The 20,489-nt window shown below is 53.1% G+C and carries 17 protein-coding genes and 1 tRNA gene; 8 read left to right on the top strand and 10 right to left on the bottom strand.

The window, feature by feature from the left end; translation table 11 throughout:
• Window positions 1-25: 25 nt before the first annotated feature.
• On the bottom strand, window positions 26-646 hold the full coding sequence (locus tag J0X12_RS00205; protein ID WP_207040742.1) for a TetR/AcrR family transcriptional regulator: 621 nt from the start codon (window positions 644-646) through the stop codon (window positions 26-28).
• Between the two features lie 190 nt (window positions 647-836).
• On the opposite strand from J0X12_RS00205, the gene J0X12_RS00210 reads away from it, so the two are divergent.
• From J0X12_RS00210 to J0X12_RS00220, 3 genes are read left to right on the top strand one after another with little or no spacing between them, the layout of a single operon-like run.
• Window positions 837-1,982, top strand: coding sequence for an acyl-CoA dehydrogenase family protein (locus tag J0X12_RS00210; protein WP_207040744.1), 1,146 nt, complete (start codon window positions 837-839; stop codon window positions 1,980-1,982).
• Between the two features lie 11 nt (window positions 1,983-1,993).
• The gene (locus tag J0X12_RS00215; RefSeq protein ID WP_207040746.1) at window positions 1,994-3,205 is read left to right on the top strand and encodes an acyl-CoA dehydrogenase family protein; all 1,212 of its coding nucleotides are present in this window, start codon (window positions 1,994-1,996) and stop codon (window positions 3,203-3,205) included.
• Between the two features lie 4 nt (window positions 3,206-3,209).
• Window positions 3,210-4,334, top strand: a complete 1,125-nt coding sequence (locus J0X12_RS00220) for an acyl-CoA dehydrogenase family protein (RefSeq protein WP_207040748.1) — start codon at window positions 3,210-3,212, stop codon at window positions 4,332-4,334.
• Here the strand turns inward: J0X12_RS00220 and J0X12_RS00225 are convergent.
• From J0X12_RS00225 to J0X12_RS00240, 4 genes are read right to left on the bottom strand one after another with little or no spacing between them, the layout of a single operon-like run.
• On the bottom strand, window positions 4,313-6,346 hold the full coding sequence (locus tag J0X12_RS00225; protein WP_207040750.1) for an NADPH-dependent 2,4-dienoyl-CoA reductase: 2,034 nt from the start codon (window positions 6,344-6,346) through the stop codon (window positions 4,313-4,315). The two genes, J0X12_RS00220 and J0X12_RS00225, sit on opposite strands and share 22 nt — an antisense overlap.
• A 24-nt stretch (window positions 6,347-6,370) precedes the next feature.
• Window positions 6,371-7,165 carry a TIGR03084 family metal-binding protein gene (locus J0X12_RS00230; protein ID WP_207040752.1) on the bottom strand — a complete coding sequence of 265 codons (795 nt, stop codon included), beginning with the start codon at window positions 7,163-7,165 and terminating at the stop codon, window positions 6,371-6,373.
• Window positions 7,166-7,191: 26 nt separating this feature from the next.
• Window positions 7,192-9,183, bottom strand: a complete 1,992-nt coding sequence (locus tag J0X12_RS00235; protein ID WP_207040754.1) for an acetyl/propionyl/methylcrotonyl-CoA carboxylase subunit alpha — start codon at window positions 9,181-9,183, stop codon at window positions 7,192-7,194.
• A gap of 52 nt (window positions 9,184-9,235) precedes the next feature.
• On the bottom strand, window positions 9,236-10,858 hold the full coding sequence (locus tag J0X12_RS00240; RefSeq protein ID WP_207040756.1) for an acyl-CoA carboxylase subunit beta: 1,623 nt from the start codon (window positions 10,856-10,858) through the stop codon (window positions 9,236-9,238).
• Between the two features lie 224 nt (window positions 10,859-11,082).
• Here J0X12_RS00240 and J0X12_RS00245 point away from each other — a divergent pair, with 224 nt between their 5' ends.
• The 3 genes from J0X12_RS00245 (at window position 11,083) to J0X12_RS00255 (ending at window position 14,674) form a co-directional block, all read left to right on the top strand.
• Complete coding sequence (locus J0X12_RS00245) at window positions 11,083-12,552, top strand: hydroxymethylglutaryl-CoA synthase family protein (RefSeq protein WP_207040758.1); 1,470 nt, start codon at window positions 11,083-11,085, stop codon at window positions 12,550-12,552.
• A 2-nt stretch (window positions 12,553-12,554) separates the two neighbouring features.
• Window positions 12,555-13,760 carry an acetyl-CoA acetyltransferase gene (locus J0X12_RS00250; protein ID WP_207040760.1) on the top strand — a complete coding sequence of 402 codons (1,206 nt, stop codon included), beginning with the start codon at window positions 12,555-12,557 and terminating at the stop codon, window positions 13,758-13,760.
• A gap of 110 nt (window positions 13,761-13,870) precedes the next feature.
• Window positions 13,871-14,674, top strand: a complete 804-nt coding sequence (locus tag J0X12_RS00255; protein WP_207040762.1) for an enoyl-CoA hydratase/isomerase family protein — start codon at window positions 13,871-13,873, stop codon at window positions 14,672-14,674.
• A gap of 5 nt (window positions 14,675-14,679) precedes the next feature.
• Here J0X12_RS00255 and J0X12_RS00260 read toward each other — a convergent pair whose 3' ends face one another.
• Window positions 14,680-16,221 (bottom strand): acyl-CoA synthetase, encoded by a 1,542-nt coding sequence (locus J0X12_RS00260; protein ID WP_207040764.1) that lies wholly within the window; start codon window positions 16,219-16,221, stop codon window positions 14,680-14,682.
• Between the two features lie 279 nt (window positions 16,222-16,500).
• Here J0X12_RS00260 and J0X12_RS00265 point away from each other — a divergent pair, with 279 nt between their 5' ends.
• Window positions 16,501-17,349: a crotonase/enoyl-CoA hydratase family protein gene (locus J0X12_RS00265; RefSeq protein ID WP_207040765.1), complete on the top strand. Its 849-nt coding sequence runs from the start codon at window positions 16,501-16,503 to the stop codon at window positions 17,347-17,349.
• 40 nt (window positions 17,350-17,389) lie between these two features.
• Here J0X12_RS00265 and J0X12_RS00270 read toward each other — a convergent pair.
• From J0X12_RS00270 to J0X12_RS00280, 3 genes are all read right to left on the bottom strand, one after another.
• Window positions 17,390-17,466 (bottom strand) — tRNA-Arg (locus J0X12_RS00270).
• Between the two features lie 88 nt (window positions 17,467-17,554).
• Window positions 17,555-17,734 (bottom strand): DUF3012 domain-containing protein, encoded by a 180-nt coding sequence (locus tag J0X12_RS17630; protein ID WP_207040768.1) that lies wholly within the window; start codon window positions 17,732-17,734, stop codon window positions 17,555-17,557.
• A 67-nt stretch (window positions 17,735-17,801) separates the two neighbouring features.
• Complete coding sequence (locus tag J0X12_RS00280; RefSeq protein ID WP_207040771.1) at window positions 17,802-18,677, bottom strand: OmpA family protein; 876 nt, start codon at window positions 18,675-18,677, stop codon at window positions 17,802-17,804.
• Between the two features lie 413 nt (window positions 18,678-19,090).
• Here J0X12_RS00280 and J0X12_RS00285 point away from each other — a divergent pair, with 413 nt between their 5' ends.
• Window positions 19,091-20,029 (top strand): cation diffusion facilitator family transporter, encoded by a 939-nt coding sequence (locus J0X12_RS00285; protein WP_207040773.1) that lies wholly within the window; start codon window positions 19,091-19,093, stop codon window positions 20,027-20,029.
• Between the two features lie 10 nt (window positions 20,030-20,039).
• On the opposite strand, the gene J0X12_RS00290 is transcribed toward J0X12_RS00285, so the two are convergent.
• Window positions 20,040-20,420, bottom strand: a complete 381-nt coding sequence (locus J0X12_RS00290; RefSeq protein WP_207040775.1) for a hypothetical protein — start codon at window positions 20,418-20,420, stop codon at window positions 20,040-20,042.
• Window positions 20,421-20,489: the final 69 nt, after the last annotated feature.

Consider the following 20,489-nt stretch of genomic DNA (forward strand, 5'->3'; position numbering starts at 1 on the left):
TTCTTCTTATCGCATCACCTGCCGCTTATGCGTCGGTCAGGTATCGTTTGAACATAGCCTTAAATTGATCAATTTGCAGCGAAACTTTTTCATTTCCCCCTGGAATCATATTTGTCAACGCCAGGCCGCGGAGCGTCACAAGCAGCATATGCCGCCAAGATCGAATTTCCGCCCGGTTTCGGCCGGTATCCTCAAAGATCGCCTGCCAAACATCCGCTCTTCGTCTCTCCAATTCTTCGAGCGTCGTCGCAATCGCTTCCTCGAAATCCGGATCCTGCCGTCCGCGTACCGCAATTTCAATAAAAGCCGTATAATTAAATCCGCGAAACCCTTGCCAGTAATCATCGACAATCCGGTCGATCCGCTCCGTTAGCGGAAGGCTCGCAAGTTCGGTTGCATCCAGATGCTGGCTTAGCCGACTTGCAATTTCCTCGATACTGGCAATCAACAGGGATTTGGGGTTTTCGAAATGATACTGAATTGCCCCGCGCGTCAGCCCGGCTTCGCGGGCGACATCCGCCATGGTAAGCTGTCCCGCCCCCTTTTCATGCAGTAACATAATTGTTGCGTCAACGAGGCGCCGGCGGGTTTCCACTCGCCTGTCTTCCTGCCGTCGACGTTTTCCATTCTTTTGCGACTCAATCATGGTCACACCCGCTTTCGCGGAGCCTGAACACGCACCCGAATATTCACGGCAAAAACATCCGCAATCGTCATCCCACAATATTTATTTGTAACATTCATGCATGAATGTTAGTATGAGCCAACTAAAATAACAATCCCCTTTAGGGGGCCGGAAACTCAAATCATTCCGGATAAAAGAGACGGGGAAAATCATGCAGCTCACTCAGGAACACCGGGAACTATCCGAAAGTTTGAAAAAATTTATCGAGGCGGAAATAAACCCCCATGTCGACGAATGGGAAGAGGCGGAACAGTTCCCGGCCCATGAACTGTTCAAGAAAATGGGGAATATAGGGTTCCTCGGCATCAGCAAACCGACAGAGTTCGGCGGCAGTGGTCTCGACTATTCCTATGAAGCCGTTGCATCCGAGGCGCTGGGCTATATTGCTTGCGGTGGCGTCGCAATGGCAATCGGCGTACAGACTAACATGTCGACCCCGGCTCTCGCCCGACATGGTTCGGACGAACTGCGTCGTGAATTCCTTGCCCCCGCCATCGCCGGCGATATGGTCGGCTGTATCGGCGTGACCGAAGCCGCCGCCGGTTCAGACGTCGCGAGCCTTAAGACAACAGCCCGGAAAGACGGCGATGACTATGTGATCAATGGCTCCAAAATGTATATTACAAACGGGCTGCAGGCGGACTGGATCTGCCTCCTTACCAATACCGGCGACGGCCCCGTGCACAAGAACAAAACGCTGATCTTGGTCCCAATGGATAGCCCCGGCATTACCAAGCATAAAATCCGCAAGATTGGCATGATGTCCTCTGATACGGCGCAGCTGTTTTTTGACGACGTTCGCGTGCCCCAGCGCAACCGGATTGGCGAAGAAGGGCGCGGATTTATATACCAGATGCAGCAGTTCCAGGAAGAACGTCTGTTCGCAGCCGCCCGGGGCCCCCGCGTAATGGAAGAAGCAATTAACGAAACGATTGAATATACTCGGGAACGCAAGGCTTTCGGCAAAGCCATACTGGACAATCAGGTTGTAAACTATCGACTGGCCGAACTCCAGACGGAAGTAGAGGCGTTGCGCGCCCTCACCTATCATGCGGTGGAACTCTATGTCGCCGGAGAGGATGTAACCAAGCTTGCTTCCATGGCAAAGCTCAAGGTTGGCAGGTTGCAGCGGGAAGTCATGGATAGCTGCCTGCAATACTGGGGTGGGCAGGGATATATGTGGGAATCCTCCATCTCCCGGAAATTTCGGGATTTCCGACTGACCTCCATTGGCGGTGGCGCTGATGAAGTCATGCTGAAAGTCATTACGAAGCTGATGGGCATATCCCCGGACTAAGGAACAGACAGATGGACTTAACGGATCAGTCGGAACACAAACAGTTTCGCGAGGAAGTGAGGAAGTTCATCGCCGAATATCGTCATCTCGCACCGGGAGACACGGCACATTCCTACCGCCTGATGCCGCGCCCCTATTCTGACGACGTCCGTAACTGGCAGAAGCTTCTGGTTGAAAAAGGATATGCAACCCGGACAGTACCCACTGAATATGGGGGCTTCGGCGCGAAACCAGATATCCTGAAATCGAAGATCATTGTAGATGAGTTTTTCAGGGCAAATGTCCCGCAGGGACTATATAGCCAGGGTATCTCCATGCTGGTACCCACCCTTCTTGAACATGGAACAGAGCAGCAAAAGAAAGATTGGGTCGGCCCTACAATCCGCGCCGAGGTTTTCTGGTGTCAGGGCTACTCGGAACCGAATTCGGGCTCCGACCTCGCCAGCCTGCAGACCAGCGCAATAGAAGATGGCGATGACTTCATCGTTAATGGTTCGAAGATATGGACCTCCTCCGCACATGTCGCACAAATGATCTTCTGCCTCGTCCGCACGGAACCTGACGCGGGAAAATATGACGGGATAAGCTACCTGATCTTTCCGATGGATACGCCGGGGATCGAGATACAGCCACTTCAGACGATGACGGGGCATCCGTCCTTCAATGAGGTTTTCTTTACCGACGTCCGCGTTCCGAAAAGCGCCGTGGTTGGCGGGCGCGGCAAAGGCTGGAAAGTTGCAAACAGCACACTTGCGCACGAACGGGGCATGCTATCGAGCGCCAATATGTCTCTTGAACGCCTCCAGAAAATTGAGAAGCTCATCAAGTCGGAAGAAATATCCAGCCATCCGACCGTTGAAACAGCTGCGTTGATGGACCGGTATATCCGTCTTCAGGCTCGGGTGCAGGGCATGCGATTTCATGAAATGCGCCTTATATCGGATGCCGCGGCGGGCAAACCGAGTGGTCTCGGGGATATGGTTTGCAAGCTTCTCGGCTGCGAACTCAACCATCAACTGGATGCGCTCGCCATCGATATCCTTGAGGAAACCGGGGTTCTGTATGATGGCATCCCATCCATGGAACTCGATGGCATTTGGCAGCAACTCCATATGTACGACCTCGGCTTAATTATCGGCGGTGGCACCGCCCAAATTCAGAAGAACATCATCGCGGAACGCGGGCTTAGTCTGCCGCGGGAGCCGCGCTTGGGACAAGGATAACCCGATGGAATTTGGCCTTTCACAGGAACAGCTTCTTATTCAGGACAGCTTTCGCGGAACGCTGGAACGTCTGGTTACGCTCGACTCCATTCGCACCATCTCCAATGACTCGCAGGCGATGGACAACGATCTATGGAAGCACCTCGTGGAACTGGGACTGCCGGGACTTCTTGTCGAAGAAGAGGACGGCGGAACAGGATTATCTTTGTTTGATGCCGCCGTTGTCGCCATTGAACTAGGTCGCAGCATGGCGCCCGTGCCCTTTGTCGCGACCGCCGTTATGGCTCCCCTCGCCCTGAAGCTTGCCGGGAGCACCGCCCAGAGAAAAGCCTGGCTCCCCGAAATTGCCTCCGGAAAGACGATTGTCGGCATGGCTCTCGCAGATTCTGTCACTGGGGCAGGACGCGGCACGGCTGTTACGGCGGCTAACAACCGGCTCAAAGGCCGCGCGCCCTTCACTCTCGATGCGGCGGAGGCAGATGTGCTTATAATGAGCGATGCCGAAAACAACCTCTATCTCGTCCGAGCAGATGCATCGGGACTGGAACGCGTTCAGACGCCGACTATAGACGGCACGCGTCCACTCTGTGAAATCATGCTAGAGGATGTCGCGGCGGAACCGCTTGAGGGGAACGGCAAAGACCATCTTGCGGAAATAATCAATGCCGGACGAATTATTCTGGCCGCTGAAAGTTTCGGCGCATCGGAGGAAATGCTGCGCCGAGCTGTCGACTATGCCAAGGAACGCCGCCAGTTCGACCGGGTGATCGGTTCCTTTCAGGCCGTCAAACATCTTTGTGCGGAAATGGCGGCGGAATTGCAGCCATGCCAGTCCCTTATCTGGTATGCAGCTTATGCCTTTGACCGCCTGCCAGAAGAGGCACAGCTTTCCGGCTTGCTTGCAAAATCCCATATGGATGAAATTGGCCGGTTCGTTGCCCGTACGGCGACGGAAGTGCATGGCGGCATGGGCTACACGGACCTGATGGGTTTGCATTTCTGGTTCAAGCGCATCGGTTTTAACCGGGCCCAACTCGGCACCCCTGAAAAACTACGCGCTCTCGCGGCGGACCTACAGGGGCTAACAAATACGTCAGCTATACCCCGTCAGACAGCGGCGGCGAGATAACTCGCCTGATTTATCGCCCGCTTGGCATCCAGCTCCATCGCTTCGAACGCACCGCCGACAAGTTCGGCATCCATGCCTTGGGCTACAAGCTCGTCATAAAGACCTCGCAAGGGGAGCTGACCCGCACAGATTATGACCGTATCCACATCCATGATCTCATATTGGTCATTGATACGGAGATGCAGACCCTCATCGTCGATCTTGAGATACTCGACGCCATTGATCATTTTTACGCCGCGCCGCGCCAAGGTGATGCGATGCGTCCAACCGGTCGTCTTGCCAAGTCCGCGCCCAACCGGTGAGGATTTCCGTTGTAGCAACGTGACATCCCGATCCGCTTTCGCGACAATTGGCTCAACGCCGGTAACGCCGCCACGCGGATGATTCTTGAAATCGATTCCCCATTCTTTTGCGAAAATATCGACATCAAGTGCGGAGGACTTGCCTTCATGGGTAATTTTTTCCGCCACATCAAAACCGATACCACCCGCCCCCATAATGGCGACTTTCTTGCCGACGGATTTCACTCCCTTGATCACATCAATATAACTCACGGCTTTTGGGTGATCGATCCCTTCGACGTCAGGAACACGCGGCGAAATTCCTGTCGCCACGACTACCTTGTCGAAGCCTTCCGCTGCCAGCATACCGGCATTCACCCGGGTATTCAGTTTCAGTTCAATCCCCCGCTTCTCGATCATGCTATTGAAGTACCGGATCGTCTCGTGAAACTCTTCCTTGCCCGGAATACGCTTCGCGAGATTAAACTGCCCACCAATCTCCGATGACGCATCATAAAGCGTGACGTTATGACCACGTTCAGCCGCAACCGTTGCGTAAGCAAGTCCCGCAGGCCCCGCCCCGACAACGGCAATCCGTTTCGGCGCTACCGTCTGTTCATAGTTCAGTTCAGTTTCATGACAGGCTCGCGGATTGACGAGGCAACTCACTTCCATTCCATTGAATGTATGATCAAGGCAGGCCTGATTACAGGCGATGCAGGTGTTGATTTCATCCTCTCGCCCCTCGAAGGCTTTGCGGACAAGGTCGGAATCCGCGAGCATCGGACGTGCCATCGAGACAATATCCGCGTCACCACGCATCAGCACTTCTTCCGCGACATCCGGCATATTAATACGATTGCTGGTGATAAGCGGAATATTGAGCTCTTTTTTGAGGCGGCCTGTCACTTGGGTAAAGGCCGCACGGGGCACCATCGTGGCAATCGTCGGGACTGCCGATTCATGCCAGGTGAAATGGGTGCTCATGATATTAACGCCGACTTCCTCGATTTTCTTGGCGAGTTTTACCACTTCATCCCAAGACATGCCGCCCTGCAGCATATCCATTGCGGCAATCCGGAAAATAAGAATAAAGTCCGGACCAACTGCCTCTCGCACACGGCGCATCACTTCGACAGGAAACCGCATCCGGTTCTCAAACGAGCCGCCCCATTTGTCCGTCCTGAGATTGGTTTTTTCAACAAGGAACGTGCTCAGCAGGTATCCGGCGGAACCGATCACTTCGACACCGTCGTAGCCGGCTTTTTGCGCACAGACAGCGCAATTCACAATATCCGCAATTTGTTTTTCTACCCCTGCGGCATCCAATTCGCGTGGGGTTTTACTGGCAATACGGGACCGCACCGCTGACGGCGCGACAGGGCTGTCGTTGCGGGCGAGTGGCCCCATATGCAGAATCTGCATGCAGATTTTGACATCCGGATCGGCCTGATGGACAGCCTCTGTTACCAGGCGGTGGTCTTCCACCTCTTCATCATTGGAAAGCTTTGCGCGCCCGCCACCTTCCGGATTCGGAGAAATGCCGCCCGTGATAATCATCCCAACCCCACCCCGTGCGCGTTCCGCAAAATAAGGGGCCATGCGTTCAAATCCCCCTTCAACATCCTCCAGCCCGGTATGCATGGAGCCCATCAACGCACGGTTCTTGAGTGTGGTGAAACCAAGATCCAGGGGAGAGAATAGATTTGGGTATTTCTTATGTGCGGTCATTTTATATCCAATTTTTATCCGAACCTAGGCGTGGCGCGTTCCCGGAGCAGGCGGATTGCGCGGTGGCCCGGCGAAACATTGTGCGATGGACATCCAGCGTATCGCGATATCGCCGCGGACCTTCAGCTTGGTATCGGCAATATTGCGGGTCTGCGTGACCACCTGGCAGAATTCCGCGGCATCGCCCTCAACCAAGTCCGTTTCATTTTCCGAGTTCCATTCCCAGATTTCGCCAGATGGGGCGGTCAACCTGACGCAGGGAACCGGCTCAGGCACATCCTCCTTGCGATTGATGAAGGTCCAGCCGAAGGTATTCATCCCCATCACGGCAATGCTTTTGATGAGATCCCTGTTTTCCCGCTCAACACCCAGCAAATCGTATATTTCCTGCGCGTGGGACCAGGTCTCCATCAGGCGCGCCGAGATACTGGATCGCGCGCTCATGCTTGGGCCAACCCAGAGCAGCCGCTGTTTCGGGTCTGCCGCATGGAAGCGATCCGCCATCTCAAGATAATAATCCCGCCAGGCATCCCGAAGGGCAATACCATTCAAGCCATCCAGCATCTTATCGGTCGCGTCGACAAGCGAGCCGGATTTATCGCGCAGTTCGCCAAGTTTCCCGTAAACTCGCTTGAACTCCTCTTCATCCGTGAGGGTCAAGTCGGCAACGTAATTGAAGAAATGGAGATGTTGAAGGACATCATTAATGGTCCAGTCGCGAAATAACGTCACCCGGTCGTAATCCGCTTCACCAAGCGGCTCTATAAGAGTGTAGAGCGCTTCGCTTTCGTCTCTGAAGTCATAGGCTTCTTTCAGCATGATCTGAATTTCCTTTTATTTCCGGGTTATTCCGACGCTTCGATCTCAAACAACAGATCGTCAACCGATACCTGGCTTGCCGCCGTTGCGATTACATTCTGCACGACACCGGAGACTTCCGCCAGAATATCGTGCTGCATCTTCATTGCCTCCAACACCGCAAGGCGTGTTCCGACCTCTACCGTATCGCCGGCTTTGACGAAGACATCCAGTAAAGTACCATGCATGGGCGCTATCACCTGCCCGCTGCCGGCGGCTCCCGCCGCTGATAGCGGGACGGCAATCTCGTTTGCAAACCGGAGCGTTTTTCCATCATCGGTGAGTTCGAGGACACCTTCGGACGGGACATCATAATGCACGCGTCTACGATTTCCATCAACGGTCAGCTGTGCCTTATTTTCACTCCGCCCCATGACATCCACAACAAGGGGGGTGTCGCCGACCATGACCTTATAGCCACCCTCACGTCTTGGTGAAACGGTCACATCTGTCTTGCCATCACCCGCCGCGAACACATACCGCGTCAGTAGATCACCGCCACTCGACCAGTCCATGAGTTGATCGCTCGCAAATAAGGCGCTGGAAGCGGCCTTATCACGTTCCACCTGATAGAAAAGAACGGCCGCCATCGCCATCTCGGCATCACTCGGCACTTTTGCCGCAAGACGGTTCTCGTCAAACAGCTCCCCGATAAAAGCTGTGGTAGCCTCTCCCCTGGCGAAGGTTTCCTCATTCAAAATATCAATGAGAAATCCACGATTTGTCGTCAGTCCGAACAGAACGGTGTTCTTGAGCGCCTCAATCAGGCGATGACGCGCTATTTCCCGGCTCTCGCCATAGGCAATAACTTTTGCGATCATCGGATCATAAAAGGGGGAAATCTCCTGTCCGGCATCAATACCGACGTCAAAGCGAATCCCCTCTCCTTCCGCCGCCTGCCATCTTGAAATCCTGCCTGTACAGGGCAGAAAGTCCTGGGTGGTATCCTCCGCATAAAGGCGGACTTCAATAGCGTGGCCCTGCAAGGCCACATCCTTTTGCGCCATCCCGAGAGGTTCACCCTGGGCCACCTTTATCTGCAAAGAAACCAGATCTATTCCTGTAACCAGTTCGGTTACCGGATGCTCAACCTGCAGGCGGGTATTCATTTCGAGAAAATAGAAATTATTGCCGGCGTCAAGCAGAAACTCGACAGTACCGGCCCCTCGATAGTTGATACTGCGGGCTGCCTCTACCGCCGCGGCTCCCATCTTTTCGCGCAACTCAGGCGTCATTACCGGGCACGGCGCTTCCTCCACCACCTTCTGGTGACGGCGCTGCACAGAACAATCCCGTTCGCCCAGATGAATCACATTCCCGTGGCTGTCCGCAAAAACCTGCACCTCCACATGCCGCGGCTCAATGATCGCCTTTTCAAGGATAAGCTCTTCAGAACCGAAAGCGTTAAGGGCTTCTGACCGGGCGGAAGCCAACGCGCCGGCAAGGTTTTTCTCCTCATGAACAAGACGCATGCCGCGTCCACCGCCGCCGGCAGCCGCCTTAACCATGATCGGAAAGCCGATTTCCTTGGCCGCGTTAATGAGGGTGTCATCAGATTGATCCGGATCTTCATATCCCGGAACGCAGGGCACCTTTGCCGCGATCATCCTTCGCTTGGCCGCCGCCTTGTTCCCCATAAGGTCAATCGCCTCGGCAGACGGCCCGATAAAGACGATACCCGCCGCCTCACACGCGCGCGCAAACTCAGCATTTTCAGACAAAAAGCCGTATCCCGGATGAATTGCTTCCGCTCCGGCCTCTTTCGCCGCCGCTAATATCTTGGCCATATCCAGATAAGACTGCTGCACTGGAGCCGGACCGATCAACACGGCTTCATCCGCCATTCGGACATGGAGTGCCGCTGCATCCGCTTCTGAGTAAACGGCAATTGTTCGATACCCCAGGCTTTTTGCCGATTTAATTACCCTGACGGCGATTTCGCCCCGATTGGCGACCAATATACTGTTAAAATTTCTCATTTGTTTCCGGACCTACCTGTTCTTTATCATTATTTTTATTGATTACCGGAGATTAAAGTCGGCCGACGCCAAAGCTGTTTGGCTGCAAGACTCGATTGCGCGCCTCCCAACAGGTCTGCAACGCAAAGCCAATGACCTTTCGGGTGTCCCGCGGATCGATGACCCCCTGATCGAGCAGCCGGCCCGAGGTATAAAAAGCATCCGCCTGACTATCAAAATGATCAATCAACCGCTTCTTCTGGGCGGCCAGCGCCTCCTCATCGACGGGGATGCCTTTTCTTTCCGCACCGCTTCGGGCCACTTGGTCCATGGTGACAGCAGCCTGCTCTCCGCCCATCACGCCTGTCTTGGCGTTCGGCCAAGCGAACAAGAAATCCGGGTCATACGCAAGTCCGGCCATGCCATAGTTTCCCGCCCCGAAACTTGCGCCGATGTAGAATGTAATCTTCGGCACCCGAACATTGGAGACTGCCTGAATCATTTTCGATCCATGCTTGATCATGCCTTTTTGTTCATATTCCTTGCCGACCATATAGCCGGTAATATTGTTGAGGAAGATGAGTGGAATATTGGCCTGGTCGCAGAGCTGGAAGTATTGTCCGCCCTTGGCTGCGCCGTCGGGATCGATCGGACCGTTGTTACCAACAATGCCGCAGGCCTGTCCAAAGATATTGGCCTGTAGACAGACGAGAGTCGAACCATAACGCGGCTTGAATTCCTCAAAATCAGAGCCATCAACGAGCCGGGCAACAACTTCACGAACATCGTAGGGCTTTCGATAATCCACTGGCACAACCCCGGCAATTTCCTCGGGATCATAGAGTGGCTCCTTGAAGCTTTTCACCTCCGGCTTAGGGCAATTGTCGTTCCAGCCGAGACGGCCGATAATATCCCGCGCGATCAGGAGGCCATGGGCATCATCTTCGGCAAGATACTCAATAAGCCCCGTTGTGGTCGCATGCATTTCCGACCCTGCAAGTTCTTCATCATCCGAAATTTCGCCGGTTGCCGCCCGCACCAGGGCTGCACCGCCGAGCGAAGCCCGTCCCCGCCCCTTGATGCCGATTACATAATCGCTCATGCCTGGAAAATACGCCCCGCCTGCTGTTGACGGTCCGTGTAGCACAACGAAGGTCGGGATACCGGCAGCGCTCAGTTTTGCGAGTCGTTGAAAACCACCCCCGCCATGCGCCCAGGATTCAACCTGATATTTCAGGAGATTGGCCCCGGCGCTCTCTACAAGATGTACAAAGGGAAGCTTTTTATCGATGGCGACATCCTGGCACCTACGAAGCTTCTCTCCAGTCTTTTGGGTCATTGCGCCCGCATTAATACCGCTGTCGCTTGCGAAGATCATGCAGCGCACACCATTGATGAACCCGATACCGGCCAGCGAACTCGCACCGGGAATGCTTTTGTCCCGATCATTCGTATCCACCATGTAGTTGGCAAGACCGAACAGCTCCAGAAACGGCATCCCGGGATCGAGAAGGCGTACCAGCCGCTCACGCGGGGTAAGTTGTCCGCGTTCCTCAAACCTGGCTCGACGGCGTTCAGATAATTGTTTGGCGCGATCCTTGAGTGCCTGCAAATCATCAACAAGCGCTAACATTTCCTGTCGATTGGCGGCAAAACTGTCAGAGGATGTGACGATTTTGGAAGAGAAAACGGTCATTCGGAACTCCGGATTTTTATTTTTTTCTTTATTGATAGCATAGGAAAGTTTGCGTCGTTAAGAAAAAAAGACGCGGACGATCGAAGCACGATTTAATTTTCTGGTGTTACGCCAGCAGTCGTTTTAAACTGTTGGCCTGCAGGAATTTTCGGTGCGGAAAAGATGGTGCTGCGTTTCCTGCAACATATGTGGCATTAAGAAATAATAAAAAGGAGCCTTTCCAAATGGAAGTAGGAATATTGGCCTACGGGGGATATATCCCACAAAGCCGATTACAACGCAGTGAAATCGCAAAAGCACACAGCTGGTTTAACCCCGGACTGATGGGTCTCGCCAAAGGCGAACGAGCGATGGCGAACTGGGACGAAGATAGCGTCACCATGGCAGTTGAAGCCGCACGGGATTGCCTCTCGGAATATGACCGCAGCGATATTTCTGCCGTCTATATGGCGTCCACCAGCTTTCCATTCATGGATCGTCAGAATGCCGGCATTGTTGCCGATGCCCTTAACCTGAGCACTAGCCTGCAAACCCTCGACTTCGCCTCTTCTCAGAGAGCTGGTAGCGCGGGATTGGCGACGGCCCTCCAGGTTGCCAAAGGAGGCAGCGGCCCGATCCTCTTCACCGCCGCCGAAAAACGCCAGACGAAAGCAGCCAGCCCGCTGGAATTTACTTCCGGTGACGGTGCAGCCGCATTCCTGGTTGGCCAGGGAAAGATCATTGCCCGACTTCTCGGCAGCCATACGGAAGCCGTCGATTTTGTGGACCACTTCCGCGGCGAAGGCGAAGCTTATGATTATAACTGGGAAGAGCGCTGGATCCGGGATGAGGGTTATCTCAAGATAGTGCCCAGTGCCATTTCAGCCTTGTTGTCTGAAACCGGCGTCAAGGCAGAAGATATTACCACTTTCTGCTTTCCGGTCGCGGCACGCGGTGTTGCCGGGATGCTCGCGAAGAAACTCGGCATTCCTGAAAGTGCCGTCGCGGACAACCTCCAGGCAAACTGTGGCGAAACCGGTACTGCGCATTCCATGGTTATGCTGTCTCTTGCATTGGAAAACAGCAAGCCCGGCGACAAAATTCTGGTGGCAAGCTTCGGTCAGGGCAGCGACGCCCTGCTGTTCGAGGTAACCGAAGAAATCAAGTCGCTGTCGCCCCGCAAGGGTGTTGCAGGGTATCTCGCCCGGCGCTATGCGGAAACGAACTACAGCAAGTTTCTTGCGTTCCACAATCTTGTTAAACTGGAACGTGGTATCCGTGCAGAAACCGACAAGAAGACAGGCCTCACGACTCTATACCGCAACAAGGGAATGACTCAGGCTATGATTGGCGGGCAGTGCTCGCAATGTGGTACGGCACAATTCCCGAAATCAAATATGTGCGTGAACGAAAATTGCGGTGCCATCGGCACGCAGGAGGATTACCCCTTCGCGGAAAGGATTTCCAAAGTGAATTCCTACACGGCGGACCGCCTTACCTACTCACCCGATCCGCCCGCGTATTACGGTATGATTCAGTTCGAGGAAGGCGGTCGCCTGATGAGTGACTTCACGGACATCTCACCGGAGACGGATATCCAGGTGGGCATGCCGATGCGGATGATGTTCAGGATTAAGGACTATGACGACAAGCGCGGATTCAGGCGCTATTTCTGGAAAGCGGCCCCCGCGGACGCTTCAAATAAAGGAGAATAACAATGGCCTCAGGAATTAAAGATAAAGTTGCAATTATCGGTATGGGCTGCTCCAAATTCGGGGAACGCTGGAATGACAACGCAGAAGATCTGATGATCGAAGCCTATGTCGAAGCGCTGGAAGACGCCGGTATTGAAAAAAGCCAGATCGAGGCGGCATGGCTCGGGACAGCTATTGAAGAGGAACATGTCGGTAAGTCCGCCGTGCCTCTTTCCATGGCACTCCGCCTGCCGAATATTCCGGTAACGCGTGTAGAAAACTATTGCGCCAGCGGTTCCGAAGCTTTCCGCGGTGCCGTCTATGCTGTTGCTTCAGGCGCCTGCGATATCGCGCTCGCCCTTGGTGTCGAGAAATTGAAGGATACGGGATATGGCGGTTTGCCGCAACGTAACCGCGGTTCCGTCAATGACCTCTTCTGGGCGAATGCCTCGGCTCCCGGCTCCTTTGCACAGCTGGCATCCGCCTATTCAGCAAAACACGGTGTCAACAAGGACGACATGAAACGGGCTATGGCCCACATTTCCGTGAAAAGCCACGATAACGGATCTCGTAATCCAAAGGCGCATCTTCGTAACAAGATCAATGAAGAGAAGGTGATGAACGCCCCGATGATTGCAGAGCCACTTGGTCTCTTCGATTGCTGTGGTGTGAGTGACGGATCGGCCTGTGCCATTGTCACGACGCCGGAAATTGCGAAATCTCTTGGCAAGAAAGACCTGATCACGGTGAAGGCGCTTCAGCTTTCCGCCTCCAACGGCACGGAAGCTCAGCACAACTCCTGGGACGGCAGCTATTTCGTCACAACCCGGGCAGCTGCAAATCGGGCCTATAAAGAAGCCGGCATCACCAAGCCACGCGACCAGATCAGCATGTTCGAGGTTCATGACTGCTTCTCCATTACCGAACTGGTCACCATGGAAGATCTGTTCATCTCCGAAGAAGGTAATGCCGTCAATGACGTGATGAATGGCTTCTATGATGCGGACGGTAAAGTCCCCTGCCAGATCGACGGTGGACTGAAATGCTTCGGTCATCCGATTGGTGCATCAGGTCTTCGCATGATCTATGAGATGTATCTCCAGATGCAGGGCCGCGCCGGCGAACGCCAGCGCAAGGAAGAACCGGTCTTCGGCATGACGCATAATCTGGGCGGCTTCCCGCATCAGAACGTCTGCTCAATCACGATTGTCGGAAAAGAAGGCGCCTGACCACGCGTCGCACGAACAGACAATTGACGACACTATTCCAACCGGCTATTGCCGGTTGGTTTTTTTTCTAGGCCCGACATCTCAATAAAAATAAAAAGGGGAGATAAAAAATGTCAGAATCAAAAGTCGCCGAAATGATCGTTGAAGATGGTATCGCAACGATTACCATGACCCGGCCCGACAGGCGCAATGCCTTCACACAGGAGTTGCAGGACTATCTGTCAAACGTGGTGAGTGAAATTACCCGCCGTGATGATATCGATGCAGTCGTGCTAACGGGAAGTGGTGGCTGCTTCAGTGGCGGCGGCGACATAAAAGGCATGCTGAAGAACCAGCCGAAAGATGGCCAGCCTGGCGCGGATTACCGAAAACGTATCTATGCAATTAATGACTGGATCCAGAGACTTCGAAATCTCGAGGTTCCTGTAATTGCGGCGGTTGATGGTGCCGCCTATGGCGGCGGATTTGCCCTTGCGCTCTGTGCTGATTTTGTCCTGTGCAGCCCAACAGCGCGCTTTTGCTCGGTATTCTGTCGTATTGGCGCCGTACCGGATTGCGGCATCATGTATGTTCTTCCGCGCATGATTGGCATGCAAAGGGCCAAGGAGATCATGTATACCGGCCGCCCCGTTTTCGCGGAGGAAGCAAAGGAGATCGGCATTGCTTTCGCTGTTCATCCGGCCGATGAGTTATTGGACGCCGCGATGACGCTTGCAAAACGCCTGCAGCTTGCCAGCCGCAAATCCCTCGCGCTCACGAAAAGGATCACAAACCAGTCGCTCGATCTGGACTCACAGTCATTACTTGAGATGGAGGCAGCTGCCCAGGAAATCTGCTTCAATACAGACTATAACCGGGATGCTGTTGCGAGATTTACCCGCAAGGAGCCCCTTTTATTTAACTGGGAGAGTTGAGCGGTCTAGTTGACGCGCTCCAAATCCCCTATCTCGTCTTTCAGGACCCTTTTCAGGACTTTTCCTGTCGCATTTCGGGGCAATTCATCCATAAACACGACATGCTTCGGGATTTTATAGCGTGCGAGTTTGTCCTGGCAAAACAGGATAACATCGTCCGCAGTTAGTTGCTTGCCCGGCGCCACAACGATGACAGCACATCCGACTTCATCCCAACGGGCGTCGGGCACGCCAATGATCGCGAGATCGGCTATTTCCGGCATCTTGAACAGGATGCTCTCGATTTCCGCCGGGTAGACATTTTCTCCGCCGGAAATATACATATCCTTCCAGCGATCGACGACAAAGTAGTGCCCGTCCTCATCCACCCGGCAGGCATCCCCGGTATGCAGCCAGCCATCCGTTATCGTTTCGGCATTTGCCTCTGGCCGGTTCCAGTATCCCGGGGTGATATTCGGCCCTTTCACCCAAAGTTCTCCGGTTTTTCCCCGCGGAACATCAACGCCATTCTCATCAACGATGCGGGCCTCGGCATTCAGGGCAAGCTTGCCTGCGGACCCGGGCCTGCTGAAGGCCATTTCCGCGTCCTGAACCGTCACTGTCGGGCTGGTTTCGGTCATCCCATACCCCTGTTGTAATGCCAACCCTCGCGCCTTGTAGGTTTCCAGCAACGGCACCGGCGTCGGTGCCCCGCCAACTCCCGAACAGGCAAGGCGCGAGAAATCTGTCGTGGCAAAAACCGGATGCTGGCTCATGAAGAGATAGTTTGCCGGAACGCCAAAAAAATGGGTGAGGCCAATCTCCTCGTCATTGATAAGGCGAAGACATTCGCCCGGATCAAACGCGCGCATTACCAGCGTCGTTCCGCCAAAATAGAGCGCGACGGAACTGTAACAGTTAAGCCCTCCCGTATGGAACAATGGCAGGATAGTGAGTGTCTTAGCATTCGGTGTGAAGTAAGTTGGAATACCGAGATTCACCGCATTGTAAAACGCCATGCCATAGGTATTCATAGCGCCCTTTGGCAGGCCGGTCGTACCCGACGTATACATGATCGTCCAGACATCATCATGGGTTACTGTTGCAAGTCTCGGGGTCGGGTTTGCCGCTTGTATTGCTGCCTCATAGGGCGTGTTTCCCCCGCCACCGCTTGTTTCCAGTGTATGTTGTACGCCCGTCTTTTCCTTGAGTTCAGAAATTTCGCTAGCGAATTGTGTATCATAGATCAGGATTTTCGGGCCCGCATCGCGAATGATGAAATCAAGCTCACTGACTGTCAGTCGCCAGTTGAGCGGCAGGAAGATGGCACCTATCTTGGCACATGCGGCCTGAATTTCGAGCATATCTGTGGAGTTCATGGCGAGGACACCGACCCGATCGCCCTTTCCTATCCCGCAGTTTTCCTGAAAATGGAAGGCGAGACGCAACGCTCGATCATTTGCCTCAGCGTATGTGAAGTGACGATTGGAATGGAGATCTACCCAGACCTCTTTCTCCGGTACCCTTTCCGCATGATGGTCCAGCCAGTCGTAATGCGTCACACTCATTTTTTCCTCCCTGTCTTGTTATTTTATGCAGGTTGACAGACTTGCTAATTGAAAAGCCACTTGCCGAGTAATTTCCTGTTTTTGGCTCCGTCTGGTAATCGCCCTGTTAATTGTTCTTTTTAGAAATTCCCTGTTCTCTATTCCATCATGCCTAATTTCAACATTTTGTAAAAGCCCCAGATATCGTGAGACATGTGAAGGCGTTTGATACCCACTCCGTATCACCGTAAGATAGGGAAAAGTAATATTCACTTTATATCAGGGAAGGACCACCCCGCCGTGACCTATAGCTGCTTCGACGTTCAATTAGATAAACAGATAGCCCATATCATTCTCAATCGGCCCGAAAAGCGAAACAGTATGATCCCGGCATTTTGGAACGAACTCCCCGAGATTGTCCGAGACATTGACGAAAATGCAAAGGCGAGGGTGATCGTCCTCTCCTCGACCGGTCCACATTTCACGTCCGGCCTGGATGTTTCGTCCTTTGTACAGCCGGAAATTACCGATCCAGCGGAAAAGAGAGCCGCGGAAATCCGCGCCGGCGCCGAGTTTTATGGTGCAGTTAAAAACATGCAGCAAACCTTCACGGCATTACAGGATTGTCGTTTACCGGTGCTCGCAGCCGTTCAGGGCGGATGTATCGGCGGCGGCGTTGACCTTATTACCGCCTGCGATATGCGTTATGCCACGGAAGATGCGTTCATCACAATTTTCGAGACGAACATCGGCATGACCGCCGATGTCGGGACTTTTCCGCGGATCACCAAATTGATCGCGGATGGTCTCGCGCGCGAACTGGCCTATACTGGTCGCCGGATGCCCGCAGATGAGGCGAAATCCGCCGGCCTGTTCAATGCTGTCTATCAAGACCAGGACGCCTTGCTCAAGGCGGTTATGGAGATGGCGGCGGAAATTGCCCGCAAGGCACCGCTCGCGATAATGGGCTGCAAGCGAATGATGAACTATTCGCGCGATCACTCGATTGAAGACAGCCTCGATTATATTGCTATCTGGAACGCCAGCATGCTGCAGCGTGATGAAATATTCGAGGCAATGAAGGCCAACGCAGAAAAGCGGCCCGGAGAGTTTGTCGATCTGCCGCCCATTCGCAAAAATATCGGTTAGACGATGGGCAATATCGGAAGGTAATAGAGAGATTTGAGAGTGGTGATCCCGACAGGACTCGAACCTGTTACCTCAAGATTAGGAATCTTGCGCTCTATCCTGATGAGCTACGGGACCGTATCCCGGGTTTAGCAGAGAGCTTTTTTTCGCGCCAGAAAAAAGTGGGGGAATCATCACCGCGATTCCCTCGCCTTTTCGATAAAACTTAGTCGGAAACCAAAACGCAATTCTTTGCGAAATCTGCCGCTTCATTCGCGGACCAGTCCCCTTTGGGTTTTTCTTTCATTGAGGCACACCATTCCTTGCTTCCAACTTCCGGATCGCAAGCGGTAAGACCTAAAGCAAAAAAGGATAGAAGAGTAAGGCCGACAAGTTGTTTAACCATGTTTTCCTCTCAAGATAAAAAAAGGACGGGGCGCATAGTTGCGTCCCGTCCCTTCCAATTGTCAAGATTACTTGCTTTCGACGGTGATGACCACGCGACGGTTTGCCGCGTTTTTGACACCATCAGCAGTCGGAACCTTGAGGTCCTTCTTACCATAGGAGCGCATGATAATCCGCTTCGGTTCCATGCCCTGGTCTATTCCCATGAAGGCAACGTTTTCAGCACGGCGTTCACCAAGCTTATCGTTGTAGGCGACGCTACCGACGGTATCCGTATAACCGGCAATGGTAATTTTCGGATCCTTGAATTTCTTCATGTATTCAGCAGCAGCCTTAACTTCTTCCATGGAACCAGGCAGAGGCGTATCGGAATCGAAATCGAAGTTCACTTCGAAAGATTTCGGCTCCATCATCGGCTCTTTCTTTTCCACGACAACTACTTTTTCTTCAACAACAACGACCGGCGCCATTGCTGCTTCAATTTCTTCCATCGCTAAGACGAAGGCATCACGGCAAGCTGCGATGTCTTTAGGCTGCCGGTTTTCTTCCTGTTCCTGAACCCAGCAATCAAAGCTGGTCTGGGCTCTAGCTGCCTGCATTGGAAGCTTTTCACCTGCGCCTGCATTGAGAACGTCCATCAAACGTTCCCGCGCGCCCATCAAGACCGGCTCTCTATCTGTCGGAAGGTGCCATTCTTCAGGATGGTAGGGATCAACCTGTTCCCCGCGCGTCGCCGCCATTGCTTTTTCTGCAAAGCGGTCGGAATCAATATAGTCGCCTTCGTTATATTCAGCTTTCGCCAATTCAATATAACCCGTATACAGCGCCTGCTGGAATTCAGTACCGCTGGGGCTTAGTCTTTCAGCCTGTTCCAACTTACCACCACAGGCCGCAAGCACGAGCGAGGCTGCGCCAACTATCGCGAATCTAAACATATTTTTCATAATATTCCCCTCAACCCTTTTCAAGGTGCACTGGTATGACACCAAGCATGGTTAATACTAGTACGTTGCAAAGCAGCAAACAATAAGAATTGCTATCGTAAACTCAAATAAGTTATTTACGCACCATTTCAACTCTTAATTTGCATTCACATAGTAAAAGCTAGGCAGTAAACATGTCCTAATTACGGCAACTAACGACCATAATTATGGTTTTACCAGCCATACTTATGAAACATTCGTTACTGTTTCTTGACCATCTACTTTTCCAAATAAAAGATAGATATTCTGGTAACACCGAAGTCATACCCTACACCAAGACGCGGCAAATTGCCTCTTTATGTCAAAATGCTATGGACAATATATGCCCAAACCCTGTCTAATTAGCCAAAATACTGTTTATAACGGTCAATTTAATGACATCACCCCATTCTCATGATGAGAGCGACGGCGCGGCACACAGTCATTCCCACGACCATGCGCCAACGGTAACAGAAGATAGCGAGCGCCGCATCTTCTGGGTCATGTGCATGACCGGCGGCTATATGATCTTGCAGGCATTGGGAGGATTACTCTCCGGCTCTCTCGCGCTACTCGCTGACTCCGGTCATATGCTGTCCGACACGGCCGCACTCGGTCTCGCCTGGTTTGCCTTTCGACTTGCATCCAAACCTGCGGACAGCAAGCGTTCCTATGGCTACCATCGATTTCAGATTCTGGCGGCGTTCACCAATGGCCTGACCCTATTTTTCATTGCCGGCTGGATCATTTTTGAGGCAATCGAACGCCTGATGCAGCCGGGCGAGGTGCTCGGGGGTATGATGCTTGTCATCGCTTGTGGTGGACTGGTGATCAATATTGTCGGCTTTTACCTGCTCCATCGCGGTGATCGGCATAATGTGAATATGCAAGGAGCGCTTCTTCATATAATGGGGGATTTGCTGGGCTCAGTTGCCGCCATTGTCGCCGCAATCATCATTCTTATGACCGAATGGATGGCGGCAGACCCACTCCTTTCTATATTGGTCGCGGTCATAATTCTTAAAAGTGCCTACTCCCTTATTCGTCGGTCCGGACATATCCTGCTGGAAGGTACGCCGGAAAATCTGGATATGGCTCTTATCCGGGAAAAGCTGATCGCCTACCTGCCCGAAATCATTGACGTCCATCATATGCACGCCTGGTCGCTAACGGTGGAGAAACCGATTGTGACCATGCATGTCCAGGTCAAGTCCTCCGCCGATCTTGAAACAATGCTTCGTGCTATCAACGCCTTTTTGCTCTCTGAGTTTGAGATTGATCATGCAACCTTACAGCTTGAGCACAACAACTGCCCGACAGAAGAAATAATATAAAGAACAGGACTTATTGCCAAAGGGGGCGCGCGGCGCTCGCTGCTCCTTTTGCTGCTCCCCAGGGGCCAATGCTGATCATGGAAAGCCAGCGCATGGGAGGCGGGCTTTCCTGGCGGAGTTCAACCACCCCTCCCCTGGATATCCGTCCTATCAGCCGGAGATTCAGGCTCGATTTTTCAAAACTGCACCGAATTGCTTCGGCCGGAAGCCAGTATTTCGCTGGGGTTTTGCCCTGAACGCGATACCGCTTTTCCAGCTTTCCGGCGGTCAGTATGCGACAGTCACCGGCAAAGGCCGCACCGGGATCTCCGGTGATTTCCAACTCGATTAAATTCTGTTTTACGGCTGAGGCCGGCAGACCCGAAAATTGCGCCAGTGCCAACAATCCCAAGACCCAAATTATATGTCCCGTTCGCATTTACTCAGCATATGAGAACATGGTTAACAAATAAAAAACCCG

The sequence above is a fragment of the Sneathiella sedimenti genome, assembly GCF_017313765.1.
In the GTDB taxonomy this organism is placed as follows: domain Bacteria; phylum Pseudomonadota; class Alphaproteobacteria; order Sneathiellales; family Sneathiellaceae; genus Sneathiella; species Sneathiella sedimenti.

What these genes read in the sequence shown, in the direction of transcription:
- J0X12_RS00205 (WP_207040742.1), bottom strand. Translation starts at nt 646, where the DNA reads ATGATTGAGTCGCAAAAGAATGGAAAACGTCGACGGCAGGAAGACAGG.
- J0X12_RS00210 (WP_207040744.1), top strand. Translation starts at nt 837, where the DNA reads ATGCAGCTCACTCAGGAACACCGGGAACTATCCGAAAGTTTGAAAAAA.
- J0X12_RS00215 (WP_207040746.1), top strand. Translation starts at nt 1,994, where the DNA reads ATGGACTTAACGGATCAGTCGGAACACAAACAGTTTCGCGAGGAAGTG.
- J0X12_RS00220 (WP_207040748.1), top strand. Translation starts at nt 3,210, where the DNA reads ATGGAATTTGGCCTTTCACAGGAACAGCTTCTTATTCAGGACAGCTTT.
- J0X12_RS00225 (WP_207040750.1), bottom strand. Translation starts at nt 6,346, where the DNA reads ATGACCGCACATAAGAAATACCCAAATCTATTCTCTCCCCTGGATCTT.
- J0X12_RS00230 (WP_207040752.1), bottom strand. Translation starts at nt 7,165, where the DNA reads ATGCTGAAAGAAGCCTATGACTTCAGAGACGAAAGCGAAGCGCTCTAC.
- J0X12_RS00235 (WP_207040754.1), bottom strand. Translation starts at nt 9,183, where the DNA reads ATGAGAAATTTTAACAGTATATTGGTCGCCAATCGGGGCGAAATCGCC.
- J0X12_RS00240 (WP_207040756.1), bottom strand. Translation starts at nt 10,858, where the DNA reads ATGACCGTTTTCTCTTCCAAAATCGTCACATCCTCTGACAGTTTTGCC.
- J0X12_RS00245 (WP_207040758.1), top strand. Translation starts at nt 11,083, where the DNA reads ATGGAAGTAGGAATATTGGCCTACGGGGGATATATCCCACAAAGCCGA.
- J0X12_RS00250 (WP_207040760.1), top strand. Translation starts at nt 12,555, where the DNA reads ATGGCCTCAGGAATTAAAGATAAAGTTGCAATTATCGGTATGGGCTGC.
- J0X12_RS00255 (WP_207040762.1), top strand. Translation starts at nt 13,871, where the DNA reads ATGTCAGAATCAAAAGTCGCCGAAATGATCGTTGAAGATGGTATCGCA.
- J0X12_RS00260 (WP_207040764.1), bottom strand. Translation starts at nt 16,221, where the DNA reads ATGAGTGTGACGCATTACGACTGGCTGGACCATCATGCGGAAAGGGTA.
- J0X12_RS17630 (WP_207040768.1), bottom strand. Translation starts at nt 17,734, where the DNA reads ATGGTTAAACAACTTGTCGGCCTTACTCTTCTATCCTTTTTTGCTTTA.
- J0X12_RS00280 (WP_207040771.1), bottom strand. Translation starts at nt 18,677, where the DNA reads ATGAAAAATATGTTTAGATTCGCGATAGTTGGCGCAGCCTCGCTCGTG.
- J0X12_RS00285 (WP_207040773.1), top strand. Translation starts at nt 19,091, where the DNA reads ATGACATCACCCCATTCTCATGATGAGAGCGACGGCGCGGCACACAGT.